Below are 23,200 nucleotides of genomic sequence, written 5' to 3'. Positions count from 1 at the left end.
TTCAAACTACCTCAAACTTTAAGCCGGCTAGAGCCGACCATTTATTCAAAATATAAAAGGGCAGTGAGTAAACCCACCACCCATTAGAGACAAACTAGCGACGGCTTTAGTGGTGCACGTCTTTCCAGTATTCGCGGTTCAGCAACCAGGCGAAGATAAAGAACACAAAAATAAACGCCAGCACATAGAAGCCAACACGTTTGCGATCTTCAGCCATCGGCTCAGCAATGTACTCCATAAAGTTGACGAGGTCATACATTGCCCCATCAAACTCTTCAGGTGTCATAGAGCCTTTCACCTTACCGACCTCCAGGCTACCACAGGCGGCATCCATAATCGGGTTGCCCAGCTCATCGCGGACAACTTTACCGTGGTCGCGCTTAGGACCAGGGGCACACTCCTGCAAGCCTTGCAGCTCCATCAGAACGTGAGGCATGGCCACACTCGGGAAGACCTTGTTATTTACCCCGGTAGCACGACTGTCGTCCTTATAGAAGCTGCGGAGGTAAGTGTAGAGCCATTCCGGTGAGCGAGAACGAGCAACCAGCGTCAGGTCCGGCGGCGCGGCGCCGAACCATACTTTGGAATCATCTGGACGCATGGAGATCGTCATCAGGTTGCCGATTTTGTCGTCACCCAAAACCAGGTTCTCCATCATCAACTCAACCGGGATATCCAGGTCAGTGGCCACACGCTCCCAACGGGAGTAATTGGCACTGTGACAACCCATGCAATAGTTGACGAAGTACTTGGCACCGCGCTGCAGAGACGGCTTGTCCCGCAGGTCGATATTGATGTGATCCAGCTCCACTTCAGATTCTGCACCTACCGCTTTAATCGGGATAAAGGTCAGCAGGCCGACAACGATAATACCGATAAACAGGATGCCGAAAGTTTTACCACCAGACGGGCTGGTTACACGCTCAGGCTCAGGGTAGACCTCATCGCGATTGGTAATCCAGGGCAGCAAAGTAAAGAAGGCAGAGAGCAGCAGAGTTACAACCACCATGAAAGTATTCACGGAGTAATTAGCTACCGCCATCCACAAGAACAGCACGCCGAAGATGACACAAACAGCCCAGGAGCCAATGCCTTTCTTACTCTTCGGATTCGTCCAAACCGGCATGGTCAGGAAGAAGGCGAAGTAGAACAGCGTCGCTACCTGAGACAGGAAGTTACGATCCGGGGTCGGAGATTTAACACCCAGGTAGCCAAGGATAATAAATACTGCAGCAAACAGAAGCAGCAAGCCCTTCGGCAACCAACCCTTGTAGCGGATCGAGCGAACCGGGCTCTTGTCCAGCCAAGGCAATACAAACAGCACAGCAATAGCGGCACCCATGGCTACCAAGCCAAGGAATTTCGCAGTAAGCGGACCGATATCCATGGTAACCGCACGCAGGATTGCGTAGAACGGCGTGAAGTACCAAACCGGAGCAATATGCGGTGGTGTCTTCAGCGGGTTCGCTTCTTCGAAGTTAGCGTACTCCAGGAAGAAGCCGCCCATTTCCGGGAAGAAAAACACAACAGTTGCGAAGATAAACAGGAATACCGCGATACCTACCAGGTCGTGAACAGAGTAGTAAGGGTGGAAAGCAATACCGTCTTTGGGGATGCCATTCTCATCCTTGTTCTTCTTGATCTCGATGCCGTCTGGGTTGTTGGAACCCACTTCGTGCAACGCCAGGATATGCAGAACTACCAGCAATACCAATACCAGCGGCAGCGCAATAACGTGCAGGGAGAAGAAGCGAGTCAGGGTAATACCAGAGATCAGGTAGTCTCCGCGAATCCACTCAACCAGGCTATCGCCAATGCCGGGAATTGCTCCAAACAGGGAAACAATTACCTGGGCACCCCAGTAGGACATCTGGCCCCAGGGCAGTACGTAGCCCATAAAGGCTTCTGCCATCAGCACCAGGTAGATACACATACCGAAGATCCACACCAGCTCGCGGGGCGGCTTATAAGAGCCGTACATCAAACCGCGGAACATATGCAGGTACACCACCACGAAGAAGGCAGACGCACCTGTGGAGTGAAGATATCGTATCAACCAACCCCACTCCACATCGCGCATGATGTACTCAACCGAGGCAAATGCCTCCTCGGCGGAGGGGTTGTAGCTCATAACGAGCCAAATACCGGTCAACAGCTGGTTGACCAGGACCAATAGGGAGAAAACGCCGAAGAAATACCACAGGTTAAAGTTTTTGGGCGCGTAGTACTTGCCCATGTGCTTATCCCAGGCCTGGTAAATGGGTAGTCTCTGATCTACCCAATCACCGAAATCTGCGAGCCATTTCATGCGGTGCCCTCCTGGTCTACGCCAATCACGATTACATCGTCGTTTTCATAGGAATAAGGCGGCACCTCCAGGTTGGTAGGCGCGGGAACACCGGTATAAACACGGCCAGCCATATCGTATTTGGAACCGTGACAGGGACAGAAGAAGCCACCCATCCACTCATCGCCACCCAGATCGGCAGCACCCACTTCCGGGCGGTACATAGGCGCGCAGCCAAGATGCGTACACAGACCAACCAACACCAACAGCTTTGGCTTGATAGAGCGGTTTTCCGGATCTACATAAGCTGGCTGGATAGACTCCTCGGAGTTAGGGTCGCGCAGTAGAGGCTCCACTTTCTCCAGGTCTTGCAGTATTTCATCGGTACGGCGCACAACATAGACCGGCTTACCTCGCCACTCTACAGTGACCATTTGGCCCGGTTCAACTTTGCTAATGTTGTATTTAACCGGAGCGCCCGCAGCTTTCGCCTTGGCACTCGGCTTCCAGGAAGCGACGAAGGGAACGGCAACCCCCACCGCACCCGCGCCACCAACAACTGAGGTGGCAGCGGTTAGAAAACGGCGCCGTCCTACATTTACACCGTCATCACTCATGACGTAGTTCTCCCATCACAGCGACCCCGATAGCCCGGAGATTCGCTGGCCCAAACCCAAAAAGTCTTGAAAGAAGTCCCGCCCCGGCAGATTGCCCGCGCGAATAAACCCCACAAATCAAGCGGATACAAATCGGCGCAATGTTAAAGAAAATGCCAATTTGATACAAGGCAATGCTATGGGGAACGTCGGGAATCACGCGGCGAAACCGCGATAAATCCAGCAAAAGTCATAAGAGCGCTGGATAACCACAGATACGGGAATATAAAAAAGCCCGGCAAAAGCCGGGCCAAAAAGAAAGCTTAACGCTTGGAGAACTGCGGCTTCTTACGCGCTTTGCGCAGACCCACTTTCTTACGCTCAACCTCACGGGCGTCGCGGGTAACATAACCAGCGGCGCGCAGCGGTTGACGCAGCGCTTCGTCGTACTGCATCAGGGCACGGGTCAGGCCGTGACGGATAGCACCCGCCTGACCAAAGGAACCGCCACCTTTAACAGTAACAGTGATGTCGAATTTCTCGACCATTTCAACCTTTTCCAGCGGCTGACGCACGATCATGCGAGCCACTTCACGGCCGAAGTATTCGTCCAGGGTGCGACCGTTTACGGTGATCTTACCTTCACCTGCTGTGAGGAATACACGAGCAGTGGAGGTCTTGCGGCGGCCGGTACCGTAGTATTGAGTAGTTGCCATCAGATTTATTCCCGTTTAGATCGCCAGTTCAATCGGCTGTTGAGCCACATGAGGATGTTCACTGCCGCTGTATACTTTCAGCTTCTTGAACATGGCACGACCCAAAGGACCTTTCGGCAGCATGCCTTTAACGGCGCTTTGAACGGTGCGCTCGGGCGCTTTTTCAATCAGCTTTTCAAAGCTGATGGATTTAAGACCACCAGGGTAGCCGGAGTGGCTGTGGTAGATCTTGTCTTTGGCCTTGTTACCGGTCACGCGAACCTTTTCTGCGTTGATTACAATGATGTAATCGCCAGTGTCCACGTGGGGCGTGTATTCAGGCTTGTGCTTGCCGCGCAGGCGGGTTGCGATCTCGGCAGCAATACGGCCGAGGGTCTTGTCCGCAGCGTCAACAATGTACCAGTCGCGTTTTACCGCCTCTGGCTTGGCACTGTAAGTCTTCATGTTATAAACACCTGTAATATGACCCCCAGAATTAGGGGCCGTCCCACAAAAGAGCGCGGATAGTACAAAAGGAGTGTATGCTTTTCAAGCGGAATTTACCCCGACTCGACAGACTTATTCAGGGCGATGGGGCCGCTCCAGATATTCGCGGGACTGCATCTCCAAAAGCCGACTCACCGTGCGCTCAAACTCAAACTTAAGATTCCGGCCGACGTACAGCTCCTCAGCTGGAACTTCCGCAGAAATCACCAGCTTCACGCACCGGTCGTAAAATTCATCCACCAGATTAATGAAGCGACGCGCCTGGGCGTCCATACGCTCATCAAACTTGACCACCGACCCCAGAAGCACCGTATGGAACTCCCTGGCCAATTCGATATAGTCATTTTGCGATCGCGGCCCATCGCACAGATCCACAAAATCAAACCACGCAACATCATCCGCTACTTTCAAGGCTCGAATTGGGCGCCCCTCCACTTGCAGCTGAACCTCGCTACGAGCTTCGCAGCCACTGACACTCAGCTGTGAAAAACTTTGCTCCAGACTGCTATCCGCCTCAGGTCCCAGCGGAGAATGATATAGCTCCAATATCTCCAGGGTGCGCAGCCGGTAATCGGTACCGCTATCGACATTAACCACCTTGGTGTACTTCTCCAGCAGATCGATGGCCGGGAGAAACCGTACCCTCTGCAACCCATCTTTATATAAGCCCTTGGGCACAATATTCGAGGTCGCCACCAGGGCCACCCCCCGGCGGAACAGCGCATCCAACAGACCGGCCAATATCATGGCATCGGCAATATCTGAGACGAAAAACTCATCAAAGCAGAGCACCCGAGCGCGGCGGGCAATCTTATCCGCCACCTTCTCCAGCGGATTCTTCTCCCCTGCGTACTCCTTTAGATCCTGATGAACTCGACGCATAAAGCGATGAAAATGGGTACGCTGTTTTTCCGCGAACGGCAGGGACTCAAAAAACGCATCCATTAGGTAGGTTTTTCCGCGGCCTACCCCACCCCAAAAGTAGAGACCCTTCTCGGGCTCATTAGCGCCACTGCGAATACGGGACAAAAAACTGACGATCGCACCGCGCTCAGACCGAGCCACCAGGCGCCGATGAAGATCTTGCAGCTCCTCAACTGCCTGACGCTGAGATTGATCCTCAACAAAGTCAGGGCGCTGAAGGTCACTCTCATAGCGCTCAAGAGGAGAAGAAAATAGTGGTTTGGCGGGCAACATAGAGGAAAATTTCTTCGACTACTGAATAACTGGCGCGCACTCTACCAAATTCAACCATTCAGCGCACAGGACAAGACAGTCGACACCTCAATTACCAGTGCAACCATCCGAAATAGCCAGCCCTCCCTGCAAACTGGAACCAGGCGCCAAGCATTCTGTCGCAATTAGCCGACAACATTGAATTGTCAGCGTAATAATCGCGTATACTGGCCACTCTATTATGAGGGGCTACAGCCACGTAACATCGGCTGCCCACAGTGCAGACACCGGCAAAGCCGAACACAGGCAGCCTCACCTCTTCGCGAGGTGATCTGTACAATAAAAAGCAAGTTGAGGAGGTAGTAAGTGCACTCTACATCGGTATTAATTCTAGTCGGCGTCCTCGGTATGACCCTGGGTGCATTCCTGGCATTCCTGGCTGTGCGCGGGCGTACCAGTGTGGAGCGCTCAGAGGAGCTGGAGCAGAGACTCCGTGAGGCCAACAACAAGCTCGAAGATTTCCAGTTACAGGTCAACGATCACTTTGACCAGACTTCACAACTCGTCCACAACCTCACCGAAAGCTACAAAGAGGTTCACGAATACCTCTCTAATAGCGCGCTGCGCCTATCCAGCCAGGATATTGGTCGCCAAATGCTGAAAGCCGGTAGTGGGAAATTAAATGACAACGATGAAAAGCTGCAGGATATAGAGCCACCTCGCGACTGGGCCCCAAAAGAACCTGGCGCCAAAGGTACTCTTGCCGAAGACTATGGACTCGAAAAAGAGGCTCACGAAAGCAGTTAGGACAGACTGAGTCCACCAGACAGGGGACTAACACAGTTTTTCCAGATATAAAAAAGGCGGGTAGTTACCCGCCTTTTTTATTTGGCACCTACAGACTCTGGTAATAGTCCATCAAAATCTGCGCCACTTCAGGACGGGAAAACTCTGGGGGCGGCGCAATACCATCACCCAACATTTCACGTACCTTGGTGCCCGAGAGCAGAATAAAGTCTTCTTTGGTGTGATCCGGAACATCACGCATCATAACCACCTTATTCAATTTCTTGGAATAAGCAGTGTGATCAGCACGGAAGATCTCAATCTCAAGAGCACCCTCGGGTACCTTCTCATCAAAAATAGTCTGCGCATCAAAAGCGCCATAGTAATCGCCAACGCCAGCGTGATCGCGACCTACAATCAGGTGGCTACAGCCACAGTTCTGGCGGAATACGGCATGCAGTACTGCTTCGCGAGGGCCAGCATACAGCATATCGAAGCCATAACCGGTAACCATCACAGTATTTGCCGGGAAGTACAGCTCTACCATCTTGCGAATGGAAGCATCGCGCACCGGAGCGGGGATATCGCCAGGTTTCAACTGGCCAAGCAACATATGGATCAGAACACCATCCGCTTCTACGCCATCCAGGGCCATTTTGCACAGTTCTTCGTGAGCACGGTGCATCGGATTGCGAGTCTGGAAGGCTACAACCTTATTCCAGCCACGCTCCTTGAACTCATTGCGAATTTCAACTGCAGTGCGGAAGGTGTCCGGAAAGTCACTTTGGAAGTAGCTGAAGTTCAATACTTCAATCGGCCCTGAAACCAGAGTGCGGCCAGCAGATTTGAAGGTTGCAACACCAGGATGTTTCTCATCCAAAGTGCCAAACACCTGCTCAGCCATGGTGTCCATTAGCTCTTCAGAGATGGTTTCGATCGCTTCAACATCCATCACGGCGAGAACCGGGTTACCCTCTACGTTCGGGTCGCGCAGGGCAATACGAGAGGCACCCTCGATTTCACTGGCATCTTTTACAACGTTAACAACCGGCACCGGCCAGAATAAACCATCTACCGTGCGCAGGGTTTCAGCGACACTCATAGCATCTGCCAAATTCATATAGCCGTGCAACGGATTAAAGTACCCCGCCCCAAGCATTACCGCATTGGCGGCGGCAGCAGAACTGACCACGATTGACGGCAGGGACTCCGCTTCGTGCATCAATTGGTGATGCCTTTCACTGTCATATACAAAGCGCGGCTGAAGCTCAACGCTGCCATGGGGGCGAACTAGGGACATTTAGGTCTCCAAAAACAGTAGTTACCGGTTAGTCTTAAAATTTTGACTGGCCATTATACGCATCTATCGCAAGCGACCAATTTCAAAAGGATACATGGGCCATATTATACGCACAGATAGGGAAGCTTTAGGCCCCTGCATCCAAGAGCAGGGCAAAGCACCCACTAAGCACTAGAAAATCCCACCTACTTAGTAAGCCCCCAACTTTGACGCGTAATGATCAGTAATCCAGCAGTACTCCAAATTCACTAATCAAATTATTACTATTTATTTATCAATTGGTGACACCTATAAGTGCCAACAATTGATGCAAGAGGTAATCAGATATCACGGTAAATCCCCCTAGCACCCAGAGGCGATTAGCCAACATTTAAGGGGGCCACCTAGATCTTGAAATAACACTCAATATGGAGATCACCAACTTGAATCCAATGAATGTAAAAGTGCTGCCAATAAGACATAAAACAATCGCAACTACAGGGATGGCGCTACTAGCCTCACTCACCTTTAGCGGTAATGCTATTGCCACAACTGAATCCACCCCTCTTCCCAGTAAGATCAATATTGAAGTAGCCTTGCCTGACCAACGCTTAGGGGGAGCTGATAACAACTTCTCAGAGATACTCGGTTTTGGCATCCCATTTAGAAAAGGTGTTATGAGTCAATCCGACCTACTCAATACTCGGGTAACTTGTACTCAGGCGGAGCAAGAAGAAGATGTTCCCTCTCATCAAGAGGTAAAAAATGTTTGGAGCGATGGAAGTGTTCGCTGGGCCTGGGTTGAATACCAGTGGTCTCCTGAATATTCTGGGTGTGAACTAAATCTCACCCCCCAGCAAAATCCAAGAGAAAATACCTTACAAGGTGGGATCACCATTGAAAATATGGAAGATGATTTCATAACTATTAACACAGGGAAAATTCGACTAGCATTTAACAACACTTCTCTATTCCCTCAGAGCATCGAGCAGTCCAGCAGTCAAATTTCTGTGCCCATTTTAAACACCTCCATACTCCCTCACTTTTATTTGAAAGATAGCTCGGACTGCGATCCAAGTGACTGCACTACAACATCCAAGTTAATCGACAACGTTCACTGGAAGGTTGAACGCGATAGTCCTCTACGAATGATCATCACCGGAAGAGCAAATTACGTAACAGAGAGCGATGCTATATTAGCCGAAGCTCAAGTCAGATTTACACTAAAACACAACTCTGACATCATCGATATTGAACACACTTTATTTAACATCAAGGAGGAAATTCAATATAGAGAGCTAGGAATAATGTTAGAGCCTACTGATCAGTTTGAGCTCTTTGCATCTAGCCAGGAGCGGGCTGAAAACACGTTAACCACCGAAAACAGCAGCCTAACTACATCCCCATTCATATTTTGGTCCACTGAAGATGAAGAGTACATTCAACACGTTGACTACAAACTAAGATCCATTTTTGATAGCTTCCCTAAGGCATATGTTCAAACAATCTCGGAGGTGACAGACTTCAACAGCCCTGAGGATGTGATCAACCACTATACAGAAAAACCCTTTCATTTAGGCACTGCCCGCACTCACAAATTACGAATATCCTTTCCCCCCCAAGGTTCCGACAACACCGCCATAGAAAACTATCTCCTTCAAACCCTAATTTCACCACACTTGGCTTACATCGACCCTGAATACATTACGCATGTTGATAACGCTGTATTTCCAGTAATGGCTACCTACCTACAGGGAGTCGATTACAACAAAAATCTCGAGGATTTGCGTTCACAATGGTTTGATCATTATTTAGAGCAAAGTGAATGGTATCCACTTAGCGGCTGGTACGATTATGGGAGAGTACCTTACAACCGCTTTATGAAAAATCCATCACAAAACTCTGAAGGCAACTTTGATATTTACCCAAACTGGTATCGGCAAACCATTTCTCACTACCACATTGTTCGCAATAGTATCTTCAGCTGGGCCCGCTCTGGAGACCGAAAATATATAGATTTTGCCCGCAAAGCGAATCGGCACACCCGGGACTTCCACTTTTCTCACAAACTCGAAACAGATATATCCAATGCCCCCCACTTCACAGGTCAATACCTGGGCGGTAAGGACTCACAATTTCCCTTTTATTGGACAAGACCTGAGCTAGACGTTATGCAACAGATAAGTGATGGGGAGGACCTTTCCTCAATTATGTATGAATATTTTCTTTTTGATGACCTTGCCAGTTTCGACACATTGAAAGGCTATCAGGATTTCATCTACGACCATATGAATCCACGCCCATACCCCACAGACGCCTCCCCAATAGAACAGCGGGAGCACATAAAGATACATTACTTTACCAGTACACCTTTTCCCTCGATGTCTGCGATGCTTAGCACCCACAAAGCCCTCACAGGCAGAATAGAGAATGGGCAAGTGGTTCACGAAACCAAGATAAGGGATGCTTTAGAGGAGTTTCTGCCTCACTTTTACAGTCAGAGTGAAGCCTTTGCTTTATCACCCGATTACTGGCAAGAAAACTATCCAGGCCACAAAGACCTGAAGGTCCACTACAAACTTGATCGCAAGCTGTCAGCCCTTCTCGATGCGCACTACTACTTTCATGCTGAGCCTACATCGAGTACCAACCTTGACTTGTCATTGCTGCCTCAGCAATTAGCCAATGTATATCTAACACCCGAGTCAGATACCACCTTTGACACAGGTGTTTTCGTCTCGCAAAGTTTGGCGCCCATGTTTAATGGCATCGGCTATCAAGCTACTTGCAATCAGGAGAGTAAAGCTGCTTTAGAGTGGAACTTAAGTGTGGCGGATGCGCTCTTTCAAGAAATGAAAGATCATAATGTCGACTTCAAAAGCAGAATTGATGATATGCCAACCGTGAACAACACATCAGGATGGTTTGCTTTTAAATCACAATATTTACAAGACAACCACGACACGGCACTCGAGGCCGAATATCATATAGAACCTTCTCGCAATGCCTACATGCTTTACGCCCTGCCTGTCGCTATTGAATACGCTAGAAATATGACCACCCAATGCCTTGACTCCCCGCACAGCCACTAGAAGCAGATATAACAACAACCGCCACCAATTTGCCATACGGCGCTAGTGGCGGTTCCTCTGACACAAAAGTTCTAAACGAGGTACCAACTAGAGGTGCTCTATTCCCAGAAACATAACAATTGACAACCCGTAAGCAATACAGAGCTCCAGATTGCCCATTACACCGTGACATCAGCTCTACAAGAGAGGACGAGATTTTCCCTCTCTTCATGCTGTCCACAGCGATTCTCCCTAAGGACGTGTGTATAATCAGGGCAAAGAGGAGTCACGAGTGTCCCAGAACCGATTTCTACAAGATTGGGCCCTACCCGCCCTGATAGGCCTTGCCATGGCCGCCCTGCTCTTGGTTATATTCCCTCAACTGCGTGGTGCCGCCCCCAAGATAGATGTAAACAGCATCCAAGGTCCGGTTTCCTATGCCCATGCCGTCAATGTGGCAGGTCCCGCTGTTGTGAATATCTATACCCGCATGGCCATGCCTAAACGCCAGCATCCTCTATTTAACGACCCTCTTTTTAGGCGTTTATTCGACAATATGGACGTGCCACAAAGGCAGAGGATGCAGTCCAACCTTGGATCAGGTGTCATTGCCAGCGACAACGGTTACATTTTAACCAATCATCACGTCGTCGATCAGGCTGATGCCATTGTTATTCTTTTAGCTGATGGACGGGAAGCACAAGCAAGACTCGTCGGAAGCGATACCGATTTTGACTTAGCCGTCCTCAAGATTGATCTAGATGGGCTGACTTCTATTTCTGTTGGTGAGCCCGACAGGGCGCAAGTGGGCGACGTCGTCCTCGCAATCGGCAACCCTTTTGGTGTTGGACAAACTGTGACCCAAGGTATTATCAGTGCGAAAGGCCGTCACCTTGAAAACTCAGGTACCGGCAGCTACTTACAGAACTTTTTGCAGACGGATGCTGCAGTCAATCCGGGGAACTCAGGAGGCGCCCTGGTTGATTCCCGTGGACGCCTGCTCGGTATCAATACATCAATACTCAATCAATCCGGTTATTCCGGCGGTATTAGCTTCGCTATTCCAGCCAATATTGCCTTTAAAGTAATGCAGGATATCATCGCTTACGGTCGCGTCGTGCCCGGCTGGCTGGGTATTGAGGCCACCGGCATAAGTCCCCAAATGGCCAAGGAGTTCAATTTAAATTCCACTGGTGGTGTATTGGTGACAGCTATCTACAACGAAGGCCCCGCACATATTGCCGGCCTTCAACCAGGGGATGTCATTACGCAACTAGATGGCTTACCCATCGGCGATGGCAAGCAAGGGGAAGCAACTATGGCCACCCTGCGCCCCGGCGACACTATCTCCATCACTTTTATTCGCGATGGGGCACCCTACACAGTTGAAGCAACTGTTTCAGAAGAACCCCAAACAAAGACGACGATAGAATAAATTCATAAGGAAATGTCTCTATGCGCTCACTGGTATTAGCCTTGCTCTTTATTACCTCTACTGCGCCCGCAATGGCTGGGGATAGAGAGGACTTGCACCAATTGCTGACAAACTTTATCGGAAAAGCCGCCACTGATTCCCAGGCCCACCAACGATTCTGGGCTGAGGACCTGATATACACCAGCTCTGGGGGAAAGCGCTTTGGAAAAAGCGAAATTATGCAAGGGATGCAAACACCCCCTACAGAGCCCATAACGATGAGCTATGCTGCCGAGGAAATTGACATCCGACTACTGGGCGATACCGCTATTGTTGCATTCAAGTTATCTGCAAACGATAGCAGTAAGGATGAGCAACATTATTATTTTAATACCGGCACATTTGTAAAACGGAAGGGTGAGTGGCGCGCCCTTGCTTGGCAGGCTACCCATATCCCCCTGATAGACCAATACTGAAATAGCCCCGCAGAAAGAAACCTGCCGGATGCAACGTTCAAGAATCTTTGACTCGGTACCCGGCAGAGCGAGCATGAGCATCTAAGCCCTCACCCAGAGCAAGAGTATGCGCTACGCGCCCCAAGGTATCAGCACCTTTTTCAGAACAGTAGATCACCGAACTCCGCTTCTGAAAATCGTAAACTCCCAGTGGTGAGGAAAAACGGGCAGTGCCACTAGTAGGAAGGACATGATTGGGGCCAGCACAGTAATCCCCCAATGCCTCTGCCGTATAGCGCCCAAGGAAAATGGCTCCGGCATTCCGGATCTCAGGAAGGTAAGCCTCAGGATTATCTACTGAAACTTCCAGGTGCTCCGGTGCAATCCGATTAGAGATTTCGATCGCCTGCTGTATGGACTCCACTTGGATCAACGCTCCACGATCAGCAAGGGAACGGGAAGCAATCTCAGCCCGAGGTAACTCGACCAAAAGCCTTTGCAGCGAACTCTCAACCCGATCTAAGTACTTGGAGTCAGGACACAACAGAATTGACTGCGCCTGTTCATCGTGCTCAGCCTGTGACAACAGATCCATGGCAATCCAGTCAGGATTTGTTTGCCCATCACAAATCACCAGAATTTCAGAGGGGCCAGCAATCATGTCGATAGCAACATGACCAAAAACAGCTCGCTTGGCACTGGCCACAAAGATATTCCCCGGGCCAACTATTTTATCCACCGCGGGAATAGACTCAGTACCATAGGCTAGCGCCGCTACTGCCTGGGCACCACCAATCGTAAACACCTGGTCCACTCCAGCTATTGCCGCTGCCGCCAACACCAGGTCGTTCAGCGCCCCTTTCGGAGCCGGCACCACCATATTTACGGCGTCAACCCCGGCAACTTTTGCAGGAATTGCATTCATAAGCACGGAAGAAGGGTAACTCGCCTTACCTCCAGGAACATAAATGCCGACACTTTGCATTGGGGTAATCTGCTGCCCCAGCACAGTTCCATCGAGCTCCGTATAGCGCCAGGACTCCTGTCTTTGATGCTCGTGGTAACGCCTCACTCTATTAGCAGCTGCCTCCAGGGCCTCGCGCTCCTCGGTACTTATACGGTCTAGAGCCGCGGTAAGCTCAGCAGCCGGCAGAGCAAAGTCTTTCGCGCTTTCCAGGCGCCGATGATCAAAGCGGTTGGTGAACTCGATAACAGCCATATCACCATGAGCGCGAACACGCTGCAATATTTCTGCAACGATACTTTCAACCTCTTGATTTGCCACTGCCTCCCAAGCCAATAGCTGCTTTAATTGGCCATCGAAATCTCTATCGACCGTATTTAGCCGACGAATTACTTTGCTCGTCATAATGCTTCGGGTATCTATTTGGTTTGTGCTACAGCCGATGCCAACTTCTCAATCAAACTATTGATTGGCGCATATTTCATCTTCATAGCTGCCTTGTTGACGATCAACCGACTACTGATTTGCGCAATGGTCTCTCGGGCTTCAAGGCCATTGGCCTTTAGCGTATTGCCACTATCTACAATATCGACAATCTCGTCGGCCAAATTCATTAGCGGAGCAAGCTCCATAGCCCCATACAGCTTAATAATGTCAACCTGACGGCCAATCGAGGCATAGTGCTTTTTGGCACTTTGTACAAACTTGGTAGCGACCTTAATTCGACCGCTGGGCAGTTGCCCGCCCTTGACACCAGCTGTCATCAGGCGGCAGCGGGCAATGCCCAAATCGAGAGGCTCGTAAATACCATCAGAACTATGCTCGAGAAGAGTGTCTTTCCCCGCCACGCCAATATCTGCGGCTCCATGCTGCACATAAGTGGGTACATCCACTCCCCTCAGGAGGAGGAGATGTACCCCTTCGCGATTCGTCGGAAATATCAACTTTCGGCTTTTAGTTAGGTCTTCAGTAGGCTCCAACCCCGCCGCCTTAAGAAGCGGTAGAGTCTCCTGAAGAATCCGCCCTTTTGTCAGTGCGATTGTAATTTGTGCAGTCATTTTGATTTATGCCAGTCCGTCATTGGCTCTTAAGGTTAACTTGGCAGCAATCAGCCAGGGACACGCCGAATATTCGCGCCGAGCTGTCGTAGCTTTTCCTCAATACACTCGTAGCCGCGGTCAATATGATAAATACGATCTACCATAGTAGTACCCTCCGCCACCATACCAGCTATAACCAAGCTAGCTGACGCGCGCAGATCTGAAGCCATTACGGGAGCGCCCTTAAGCTTCTCCACCCCGGTAACAATTGCTGTATTGCCCTCCAGAGTGATATCCGCCCCCATTCGATTCAGCTCATGAACCTGGATTAAGCGGTTTTCAAAGATTGTCTCAACTACAGTTCCCTTCCCTTCGGCAACAGCATTCATTGCTGTGAACTGGGATTGCATATCTGTAGGGAAGGCTGGGTAAGGCGCGGTACGGAAGCTCACCGCTTTAGGGCGATTGCCTTTCATATCCAGCTCAATCCAATCGTCGCCACAACTGATATGAGCTCCGGCCTCTTCGAACTTAACCATAACCGCATCGAGGATATCGGCACGAGTATTGAGCAGGCGCACTTTGCCCCTCGCCGCAGCAGCTGCCGCAAGGAAGGTTCCGGTTTCAATACGGTCCGGCATAACAGTGAACTTGCAGGGGGTAAGCTTAGGTACACCGTGAACACGCAGGGTGTCAGTGCCAACCCCTTCAATCTGAGCCCCCATAGCAATAAGGAACTCTGCCAAATCGACGATTTCGGGCTCGCGAGCGGCGTTGTGCAAAGTCGTAGTTCCCTCTGCCAGTGCCGCTGCCATCAACAGGTTTTCAGTGCCGCCAACTGTCACTTTCTCCATGACAATATTGGCTCCCTTAAGACGACCATTGGAGCGCGCCCGAATGAAACCACCATCGATAGTTATCTCAGCACCCATTGCCTCAAGGCCCTTTAGGTGAATATCGACCGGGCGACTGCCAATTGCACAACCACCAGGGAAGGAGACATTCGCAACCCCGTGCCTAGCCAACAGGGGCCCAAGAACCAGGATTGAGGCCCGCATCGTCTTAACCAGCTCATAGGGAGCGGTCAGGTCATTGACTGAGCGAGGGTCAATCTCAACACCCAGCTTTTCATCAATAGTGACGTCACACCCCATACACCGGAGCAAGGTGATCATGGTGGTAATATCGTTGAGATGCGGCAAATTATCGATTTGCACAGGCCCGTCAGCCAATAAAGCAGCAGCCAATATCGGCAAGGCTGAATTCTTAGCTCCAGAAATCCGCAGAGTCCCGGAAATTGGGCTGCCGCCCTCTATTATCAACTTATCCATTCAATCTCTTTCTAGATAGCCAACACCTCAGTGGCAATGGCAAGTTAACGACTGGCTTCTTCTGGGGTCAGAGTCTGCATTTGCACGGCATGCAAGGTGCCATCGGCGATTTTTTCACCAAGAGCGGCATAGACAAGCTGTTGCTTTTTTAAACGACTCAGACCTTCAAAGGAACTGCTCACTACAGTGACCATCAGGTGACTACCTTCAAAAGCCACTTCAACAGTGCTGTCGGGAATTTGCCCTTCGATCAGGGCCTTGATTTCGTCTGGTTGCATAGGAGGGACTTGCGATTGGTTAAAAACAGCACGCAAGTGTACTTGAATCAAGCGGAGTGCGCAGCTACGCACCCCAAAGTTCGCGGATCAACTCACTTTATTTGCGGCATCGTCTGCCGCTGACCAATTAGAAATCACCTTGTCGATGTCCCCATAAGTCTGCATTGACTGCGAGAACTGACTGCGGAAAGTCTTACCCAGGTTGACCCCATTCAGAATCACATTGATCAACTTCCACTGGCCTGCCCGATTGCGCACCAAGGTATACGAAACTTTTGTTATACCCTCTTTGCTGCGAACTTCCTGCAGCACATTTACACGATTACCTTGAGGTGTGGTGCCGGGATTGACCACTTTTACATCCAGGTCGCCAAAATTTGCCACGCCGCGAGCAAATGTCGCTACAAGATCGCGACGAAAAGCATCCGTAAAACGAGAGCGCTGGTCAGCAGTCGCCTGCTTGGCATAGCGTCCCATTACACCGCGAGCGATAAAGTCAAAATCAACAACCGGGGTCAAAACCCCCTCAACAGCACTGTAGTATCTTTGTGGGTCTGAATTTGCATACTGGGCATTGGATCGGATCACCCCCAGCAACTCATCAGAAACCCCTTTAATCATTACATAAGGGTTTTGGGCAGCATTAGCTACAGGCACTATTGCAGATGCAAAAACAGCACAAAGCGCAAACCTAATCCATCGCGACAAACCGTACCGGCCAATCCAAAATGATACGTTCACAAATTATCTCCAATTAGCAAATCATTCCTTGGACGCATATGGCGCAATTTAGTGCCACAGCAATACCACATACCAACCTTCCCGCAGTCCAACTGAGAGTGTGCCGATCATCCATTGAGTGACATAGCTGACAGCGGTGACGGCAAACTATACCATGGCCGCACCCGGTAATGTGGTGGTGTACGAGCGTGTCATTTGACACCCAGGAAAAGCACACTGGCTTTTTCAGCCGCCAGCAGCCCGCTAATATAGATTAGCACGACAGCAAAAAACTGAGCTTTCCTCAAACTACTGGAATCTTATGACAAAAATTATTCACGCTGTCGCATAAGTAAATATTGAAGCTGTCGCATAATAAGACGGCTTGATTACCACCTATTAAGCACTAGTAAGCGATTTGAGGCAGTTGATGACACAGGATCTGATCTTGGAAGCCGGGCGCCGCACCGTCCGCATGGAGACCGAAGCGGTAGCAGCACTGGAAAACAGAGTTAATGGCGAATTCCAGCGTGCTTGTGAAATGATCATGCAATGCCGCGGCCGTACGATAGTTACCGGCATGGGGAAATCTGGGCATATTGGCCGCAAGATCGCTGCTACGCTTGCCAGTACTGGCACACCAAGCTTTTTTGTTCACCCCGGCGAGGCGAGCCACGGTGATCTCGGCATGATCACCCGGGATGATGTAGTCATAGCCATATCCAACTCTGGCTCCTCCGCTGAAGTCCTCACTCTACTACCTCTGCTAAAACGCCTGGGCATTCCACTAATTAGCATGGCAGGAAAAACTGACTCCCCGCTAGCTCAAGCCGCGGAAGTCAATTTGGATATCTCAGTAGCCACAGAGGCTTGCCCGCTCAATTTGGCCCCCACCTCATCGACAACAGTTACTCTGGTGATGGGAGACGCACTTGCAGTCGCCCTGCTCGAGGCCAGGGGTTTTACTGCCGAAGATTTTGCCTTCTCCCACCCCGGCGGTGCCCTAGGGCGCCGACTTCTTCTAAAGGTTGAGGATGTGATGCATGCGGGCGATGAACTCCCCCAGGTAACTCCAGAGACGCTGCTATCAAAAGCCCTGCTAGAGATGACCAGCAAAGGGTTCGGTATGACAACTATTGTAAATAGCGACGGTGAATTACTCGGCGTTTTCACCGACGGCGATTTACGCCGAGTAATAGATCAAAAAATCGCACTCGACAAAGCTGTAATGGAAGAGGTGATGAGCCGCCGCCCTAAAACGGTTTCTGCTGACACTCTCGCTGCAGAGTCCCTGAGAATTATGGAGGACTACAAAATCACTGCATTAGTAGTAGAAGATGAAGCCCACCATCCTGTCGGCGTACTCCATATGCACGATATTCTGCGCGCCGGAGTTATCTGAGATAATACCGGACAATTAATACGCAGGTTTTGCCCTCACAATCAAAGGCGAAGAGAGATTACCCCGGTGATACCCGAGCAAAAATTAAATGATTCCCTGAAAAATATCCGCTGGCTTGTTCTGGATGTGGACGGTGTTCTGACAGATGGCAAGCTTTATTTTGACAATAGCGGCAACGAACTCAAAACCTTTCACACTCTGGATGGGCACGGCATTAAAATGCTACAGAACTCTGGGGTGCGCGTAGCAATCATTACTGGCCGACGCAGTAATGTTGTAGAGCGCCGTGCGCACGACCTGGGGATCAATAAATTGATTCAGGGCCGGGAGGACAAGTTTGTCGCACTACAAGAATTACTTTCTGAAGAGTCATGCCGCCTGGAAGATATCGCTTATGTCGGGGATGATTACCCCGATCTATTGGTAATGACCAAGATCGGGTGCCCCATTGCACCACCTAATGCAGCCCCACCCGTACGGGAGAGAGCCCTGTGGATCACAGAGGCCTGCGGCGGCGAGGGTGCTGTACGCGAAGTCTGCGACCGCATTATGATTGCACAAGGGACCTTTGACGCGGCGCTCGCCCCCTATATCGGAGAAAAATGATGCGCTCGTGGTTGCCTCTCATACTGGTCATTCTGCTTATAAGTGCCGGACTCTGGTTTTCCGAAAGTCCGCCAGAACAGCTCTTAGGTAAAAGGCCCACTCCTCAGCAACAAAATCGGGCTGCGGACCTTATTATCAAAGGGGCTGAAACTCGCCACTTTGACCAGACAGGCAACCTAGCTTATCGAGTGGATGCAGAGCAAATCACCTACTTTCAATTTAAACGTCGGGATCGAGCCAACCTTGAAGAGCCGCGCATGCTGTTCTATACGGACGACCAGCCCAAGTGGGCAACTCGGTCCAAAAGGGGAGTGGCCTTCAATCGCGGAGAACGCATCGTTCTCAGCGGTGCAGTTCAAATTGATGAACTCCCCACCCCTGATGGTATCCAACTAAAGACGTCACGTATTACGATCTTCCCTGACAGGGAATTCGCCGAAACCGACAAAGTTGTTACTATTAGCTCTGGCCCTAACCACACCAAAGGGAAGGGCATGCGCGCCTACTTGAAAGAAAACCGGATGGAAATTCTATCCGACGTGAAGAGCAGCTATGACACCCAATAACCGCTATCCCTCAATATTTAAGGCCGTTACTGCAATTGCGCTGGCAGCTATTGCCACTGCAGCACAGGCTTTACCCGACGACAGAACCCAGAGAATCTCTGTGGGCTCGGAATCTATGTCAGCCGACCGCGCCAATAACTTAGTGGTATATAGTGACAACGTGGTCATCACACAGGGCTCCCTCCAGATCAAGGCAGATCGCGTGGAAGTGTACTTCACGGCCAGCGATGAAATCAGCCGGGTGATTGCTGTGGGCCGCCCCGCGCACTTCCAACAAAAGATATTGGAGAGCGAAGAGCCTGTAAAAGCCCGTGCTGAGCGCATCGAGTATGTCATCAGCTCTGAAGAACTGCAGCTCACAGGGCAAGCTTATATCGATCGCGATGGCAACACCCTAACTGCGGAGAAAATCGACTACGATCTCGCCACTGAGCAAATGAGCGCTCGCAGTCAGCCTGGCCAAGGCAGAGTTGAGATGATCTGGAAACCTGAGAGCACCGAAACCAGCGAGCCTGCTGAAGCTAATACCGACACAGACCAGTAATTCATCCAAATTTCAGTGCCTGTAAAACAGCGCTACTTACAATGATGTAATCCGCTACCCCTCTCGGCCGCGGTTAGATTTCAGGACTCATTATGCCAACGCTACAAGCGTTACACCTCGCCAAACAATATAAAAAAAGAAAAGTTGTCCAAGATGTCTCTGTCAGCGTCTCAAGTGGGCAGGTCGTTGGCTTACTTGGCCCCAATGGAGCCGGGAAAACCACCTGCTTCTATATGATCGCAGGGCTGGTGCAGGCCGATGCCGGGCAAGTCCTAATCGACAACGAAGATATTACCCGCCTATCAATGCACGGGCGCGCCCGCAAGGGAATCGGTTACCTGCCCCAGGAAGCCTCTGTTTTTCGACGCCTGTCAGTGCGTGACAATATTCTCGCAATCCTCGAAACCCGAAAAGGACTCAATCGTGCAAAGCGCGAAGTGCAGGCCCAGGAGTTGCTCGAAGAGTTCAATATCACACACATTGAAAACAGCCTAGGAATGGCCCTATCCGGCGGAGAGCGGCGCAGGGTGGAGATTGCACGAGCCCTGGCTACAGACCCAAGCTTTGTGTTGCTCGATGAACCCTTTGCTGGTGTAGACCCTATTTCAGTGAACGACATCAAACACATTATTCGCCACTTGCGGGACAGGGATATCGGCGTTTTGATCACAGATCACAACGTGAGAGAAACCCTGGATATCTGTGAAACTGCTTATATCGTCAGCGAGGGGCATATTATTGCCTCAGGCACACCCGATGATGTTCTCGCTAACCAACAGGTACGCGAAGTCTATTTGGGACATGAATTCACGATTTAATGGCAAATGATGACAGGCGTAACTAAATAGGCAAAATCTCGAAAAACATATCATATCCCACATAGGAATTGACCTTCTGGCAGGCAATAGTCGGCACGCTTATTGCTTGTAATAGTTTGAGGGTCAAGGTAGTCTGCGCCATCTCGGGTTAATTTTGACGAACCCTTTGTCGCACTGGCCTGCAACTTTAAATTATGAAGCAGTCTCTCCAGCTCAAGCTCGGCGCACAGCTAACCATGACCCCCCAGTTGCAGCAGGCAATACGCCTCCTGCAGCTCTCCACACTAGATTTACAGCAAGAAGTCCAGGCAGCCCTCGACAGCAACCCAATGCTGGAAGCTGAGGGTGAAGATCTGGCTCAACAAGTAACTGCCGATACTGAGAGCAACGCACAACAAGAGCTGCCAGCCGCTGCAGGGGAGGATTTAACCCACACAGCCGCTGAGGAAAAAGAACTTGGTGATTCTGAATGGAACCAGGATATTCCAACAGAGCTGCCGGTTGATACTCACTGGGACGACATTTACAGCAGCTACAGTGGTCCCGCCGAGGGCGACGACCCCAATTTTGAGCGCAACTCTTCCACCGACACACTTCAAGACCACTTGCGCTGGCAATTAAACCTGACAGCACTTTCCAGTCACGATAAATGGATCGGCGAGCACCTTATTGACGCCATCGACCCAAACGGTCTCCTCAATACCACCGCTGATGACATGGCCACCTCCCTTCAGCTCGAAGAAGATGAGGTAGTTGCAGTCCTTAAAGCTGTACAACAATTCGAACCAGCTGGCTGTGGGGCCAGAAACCTCCAAGAGTGCCTTCTACTCCAGCTCAAGCAGCTACCAGCGGAAACTCCGTGGCTAAACGAAGCGCAGACCATCATTGAGCGCCACTTGGAATTACTTGGAAAAAGGGATTTCAGGCAACTCACCCGACGCACACGTCTCAACGAAGCCCAGCTCGGCGAAGTAATCCGCCTTATCCAGACACTAACCCCCAATCCAGGTGAGGAGTTCAGCGGGGAACAGCCCGCTTATGTCATTCCCGATATTATTGTGTCCCGCAAAGATCACCGCTGGCTGGTCGAACTCAATCCAGAGATCACTCCCAAGATCCGGATTAATGGCCACTACGCCTCCTTGGTAAAACGGGCGGACAACTCCCGGGAAAACAATTTCATGCGGGATCACTTGCAGGAGGCCCGTTGGTTCTTGAAGAGCCTACAGAGCCGCCACGACACCCTGCTAAAGGTCGCTACGTCCATTGTGGATAAGCAGCAAGGCTTTTTTGAGGAAGGCCCAGAGGCAATGCGACCAATGGTTCTGGCAGATATTGCTGAAACCATTGGCATGCATGAATCCACCATATCCCGAGTGACCACCCAAAAATATATGCTGACTCCACGGGGAGTTTTCGAACTCAAATATTTCTTCTCAAGCCACGTCAGTACAGATTCCGGTGAGGATGCGTCATCCACCGCCATTAGAGCCCTGATTCGCAAGCTGATTGACACGGAAGTACCTCGAAAGCCGCTATCAGATAACAAAATCACTCAGGAGCTGGACAAGCAAGGCATCAAGGTTGCGCGCCGAACGGTAGCGAAATACCGTGAATCTATGGGCATCCCCTCCTCAAGTGAGAGAAAGAGGCTCATTTAAGCCACAACCCAAACACAGCCAATTAATCTGACCCCTAACCCACCTCCAGTCATGCGCCACTGGCGCCTTCCGCCCCCAACCTGCAACCAAAATCCAAAATTTGAGTGTATCCTTCCATTCTGGCCCACTTCCTAGTAGGGTTGCGACCCGATAGGGGGTGAGCGCCGGCTTGTGATGCACCTTTAAGGAGAAATCCATGCAGATCAATATTAGTGGCCACCACGTCGACGTTACCTCACCTATGCGCAGCTACTGCGAAAGCAAAATGGAGAAGCTGTCCAGACATTACGACAACATCACCAACGCGCAAGTAATTTTATCCGTCGAAAAACTGATCCAAAAAGCTGAGGCGACGGTACATATAAACGGTCACGACCTCTGTGCTGGATCCGAAGACAGAGATATGTACGCGGCAATTGATGCGCTCACCGATAAGCTGGACCGCCAACTGAAAAAACACAAAGAGAAGTTGCAGAACCATCGCTGAACTATGACACTGGAAGCATTACTCTCTCCCCGCCTTAGCCTTTGCCATCTGGCGGGGAGCAGCAAAAAGAAGCTACTGCTCAATATTGCCCAGGCCATTGCCGAACAATATCCCCAACACGACTCCGATACAGTTTTTAACCAACTGATCGCCCGTGAGCGCCTTGGTTCCACCGGTATCGGCGATGGTGTTGCCATTCCCCATTGCAGGCTGCCCGGCTGTGATAGCCCCATTGGGGTTCTCTGTACCACCCAGCCCGCCATTGATTTTGACTCTGTCGACCGCCAGCCTGTCGATTTGCTATTTACTCTTCTGGTCCCCGAAGATGCTGAGCAGGAACATCTGGATACGCTAGCCGAAATCGCCGCTCTGTTTTCCAACAGCCAGGTTAGAGATAAGCTAAGGCAAGCACAAAGTAGTGATGAGCTATATGCCCTCGCTATTGATAGTACTGCAGCCGCCTAGAGTAGGTTTTGTTAGTAACTGAGTCTCAGAGCTGACATTCGCCTCATTGTTC

At 50.6% G+C, this 23,200-nt stretch carries 23 protein-coding genes; 12 read left to right on the top strand and 11 right to left on the bottom strand.

Annotated elements, in window-relative coordinates; all coding sequences use genetic code 11:
* Positions 1 to 106 precede the first annotated feature (106 nt).
* From ACJJI5_RS06685 to zapE, 5 genes are all read right to left on the bottom strand, one after another.
* Positions 107 to 2,308, bottom strand: a complete 2,202-nt coding sequence (locus tag ACJJI5_RS06685) for a ubiquinol-cytochrome c reductase (RefSeq protein WP_444915737.1) — start codon at positions 2,306 to 2,308, stop codon at positions 107 to 109.
* Positions 2,305 to 2,904, bottom strand: coding sequence for a ubiquinol-cytochrome c reductase iron-sulfur subunit (petA, locus tag ACJJI5_RS06680; RefSeq protein ID WP_413663029.1), 600 nt, complete (start codon positions 2,902 to 2,904; stop codon positions 2,305 to 2,307). The genes ACJJI5_RS06685 and petA overlap by 4 nt, the downstream gene beginning before the upstream one ends.
* A gap of 302 nt (positions 2,905 to 3,206) precedes the next feature.
* Positions 3,207 to 3,599, bottom strand: coding sequence for a 30S ribosomal protein S9 (gene rpsI / locus ACJJI5_RS06675; protein WP_413663030.1), 393 nt, complete (start codon positions 3,597 to 3,599; stop codon positions 3,207 to 3,209).
* 15 nt (positions 3,600 to 3,614) lie between these two features.
* The gene (gene rplM, locus ACJJI5_RS06670; protein ID WP_108734214.1) at positions 3,615 to 4,043 is read right to left on the bottom strand and encodes a 50S ribosomal protein L13; all 429 of its coding nucleotides are present in this window, start codon (positions 4,041 to 4,043) and stop codon (positions 3,615 to 3,617) included.
* 114 nt (positions 4,044 to 4,157) lie between these two features.
* Entirely contained in the window at positions 4,158 to 5,282 is a 1,125-nt protein-coding gene (gene zapE / locus ACJJI5_RS06665; RefSeq protein ID WP_444918002.1) for a cell division protein ZapE, read from the bottom strand.
* A 345-nt stretch (positions 5,283 to 5,627) separates the two neighbouring features.
* Between zapE and ACJJI5_RS06660 the strand changes: the two genes are divergently transcribed.
* Complete coding sequence (locus ACJJI5_RS06660) at positions 5,628 to 6,068, top strand: Z-ring associated ZapG family protein (RefSeq protein WP_282933890.1); 441 nt, start codon at positions 5,628 to 5,630, stop codon at positions 6,066 to 6,068.
* Positions 6,069 to 6,156: 88 nt separating this feature from the next.
* Here ACJJI5_RS06660 and sat read toward each other — a convergent pair whose 3' ends face one another.
* Positions 6,157 to 7,347 carry a sulfate adenylyltransferase gene (sat, locus tag ACJJI5_RS06655; RefSeq protein ID WP_445355847.1) on the bottom strand — a complete coding sequence of 397 codons (1,191 nt, stop codon included), beginning with the start codon at positions 7,345 to 7,347 and terminating at the stop codon, positions 6,157 to 6,159.
* Between the two features lie 407 nt (positions 7,348 to 7,754).
* Here sat and ACJJI5_RS06650 point away from each other — a divergent pair, with 407 nt between their 5' ends.
* From ACJJI5_RS06650 to ACJJI5_RS06640, 3 genes are all read left to right on the top strand, one after another.
* The gene (locus ACJJI5_RS06650; protein WP_445355846.1) at positions 7,755 to 10,418 is read left to right on the top strand and encodes an RIFT barrel domain-containing protein; all 2,664 of its coding nucleotides are present in this window, start codon (positions 7,755 to 7,757) and stop codon (positions 10,416 to 10,418) included.
* Between the two features lie 271 nt (positions 10,419 to 10,689).
* Positions 10,690 to 11,832, top strand: a complete 1,143-nt coding sequence (locus tag ACJJI5_RS06645) for a trypsin-like peptidase domain-containing protein (RefSeq protein WP_444896356.1) — start codon at positions 10,690 to 10,692, stop codon at positions 11,830 to 11,832.
* Between the two features lie 20 nt (positions 11,833 to 11,852).
* The gene (locus ACJJI5_RS06640) at positions 11,853 to 12,287 is read left to right on the top strand and encodes a nuclear transport factor 2 family protein (protein WP_444896355.1); all 435 of its coding nucleotides are present in this window, start codon (positions 11,853 to 11,855) and stop codon (positions 12,285 to 12,287) included.
* Between the two features lie 37 nt (positions 12,288 to 12,324).
* Here the strand turns inward: ACJJI5_RS06640 and hisD are convergent, their stop codons facing one another.
* The 5 genes from hisD to ACJJI5_RS06615 form a co-directional block, all read right to left on the bottom strand.
* On the bottom strand, positions 12,325 to 13,635 hold the full coding sequence (gene hisD, locus ACJJI5_RS06635) for a histidinol dehydrogenase (protein WP_444896354.1): 1,311 nt from the start codon (positions 13,633 to 13,635) through the stop codon (positions 12,325 to 12,327).
* 14 nt (positions 13,636 to 13,649) lie between these two features.
* A complete protein-coding gene (gene hisG / locus ACJJI5_RS06630) occupies positions 13,650 to 14,288 on the bottom strand; it encodes an ATP phosphoribosyltransferase (RefSeq protein WP_444896353.1) in 639 nt (212 codons plus the stop codon).
* Between the two features lie 50 nt (positions 14,289 to 14,338).
* Positions 14,339 to 15,601: a UDP-N-acetylglucosamine 1-carboxyvinyltransferase gene (gene murA / locus ACJJI5_RS06625; RefSeq protein WP_444896352.1), complete on the bottom strand. Its 1,263-nt coding sequence runs from the start codon at positions 15,599 to 15,601 to the stop codon at positions 14,339 to 14,341.
* A 44-nt stretch (positions 15,602 to 15,645) separates the two neighbouring features.
* A complete protein-coding gene (locus ACJJI5_RS06620) occupies positions 15,646 to 15,879 on the bottom strand; it encodes a BolA family protein (protein WP_444896351.1) in 234 nt (77 codons plus the stop codon).
* A gap of 87 nt (positions 15,880 to 15,966) precedes the next feature.
* Complete coding sequence (locus ACJJI5_RS06615) at positions 15,967 to 16,620, bottom strand: MlaC/ttg2D family ABC transporter substrate-binding protein (protein ID WP_444896350.1); 654 nt, start codon at positions 16,618 to 16,620, stop codon at positions 15,967 to 15,969.
* A gap of 409 nt (positions 16,621 to 17,029) precedes the next feature.
* Here ACJJI5_RS06615 and ACJJI5_RS06610 point away from each other — a divergent pair, with 409 nt between their 5' ends.
* The 8 genes from ACJJI5_RS06610 to ptsN all read left to right on the top strand — a co-directional run bounded on the left by ACJJI5_RS06610 (position 17,030) and on the right by ptsN (position 23,148).
* The gene (locus ACJJI5_RS06610; protein ID WP_444896349.1) at positions 17,030 to 18,001 is read left to right on the top strand and encodes a KpsF/GutQ family sugar-phosphate isomerase; all 972 of its coding nucleotides are present in this window, start codon (positions 17,030 to 17,032) and stop codon (positions 17,999 to 18,001) included.
* A gap of 66 nt (positions 18,002 to 18,067) precedes the next feature.
* Positions 18,068 to 18,607 (top strand): KdsC family phosphatase, encoded by a 540-nt coding sequence (locus ACJJI5_RS06605; RefSeq protein WP_445355845.1) that lies wholly within the window; start codon positions 18,068 to 18,070, stop codon positions 18,605 to 18,607.
* Positions 18,607 to 19,173 (top strand): LPS export ABC transporter periplasmic protein LptC, encoded by a 567-nt coding sequence (gene lptC, locus ACJJI5_RS06600; protein WP_445355844.1) that lies wholly within the window; start codon positions 18,607 to 18,609, stop codon positions 19,171 to 19,173. Before ACJJI5_RS06605 ends, lptC begins: the two co-directional genes overlap by 1 nt.
* A complete protein-coding gene (lptA, locus tag ACJJI5_RS06595; RefSeq protein ID WP_413663043.1) occupies positions 19,160 to 19,717 on the top strand; it encodes a lipopolysaccharide transport periplasmic protein LptA in 558 nt (185 codons plus the stop codon). Before lptC ends, lptA begins: the two co-directional genes overlap by 14 nt.
* Positions 19,718 to 19,809: 92 nt before the next feature.
* Complete coding sequence (gene lptB, locus ACJJI5_RS06590) at positions 19,810 to 20,535, top strand: LPS export ABC transporter ATP-binding protein (RefSeq protein ID WP_444896346.1); 726 nt, start codon at positions 19,810 to 19,812, stop codon at positions 20,533 to 20,535.
* A gap of 194 nt (positions 20,536 to 20,729) precedes the next feature.
* On the top strand, positions 20,730 to 22,196 hold the full coding sequence (locus ACJJI5_RS06585; RefSeq protein WP_444896345.1) for an RNA polymerase factor sigma-54: 1,467 nt from the start codon (positions 20,730 to 20,732) through the stop codon (positions 22,194 to 22,196).
* A 196-nt stretch (positions 22,197 to 22,392) separates the two neighbouring features.
* Positions 22,393 to 22,683 (top strand): ribosome hibernation-promoting factor, HPF/YfiA family, encoded by a 291-nt coding sequence (gene hpf / locus ACJJI5_RS06580; RefSeq protein WP_108734230.1) that lies wholly within the window; start codon positions 22,393 to 22,395, stop codon positions 22,681 to 22,683.
* A gap of 3 nt (positions 22,684 to 22,686) precedes the next feature.
* Positions 22,687 to 23,148: a PTS IIA-like nitrogen regulatory protein PtsN gene (gene ptsN / locus ACJJI5_RS06575; RefSeq protein ID WP_444896344.1), complete on the top strand. Its 462-nt coding sequence runs from the start codon at positions 22,687 to 22,689 to the stop codon at positions 23,146 to 23,148.
* Positions 23,149 to 23,200: the final 52 nt, after the last annotated feature.

It is taken from the genome of Microbulbifer maximicatervae (SeqCode) (assembly GCF_052467955.1).
The sequence above is the reverse complement of the archived record's forward strand: the minus strand, read 5'-3'. Positions and strand labels throughout refer to the sequence as shown.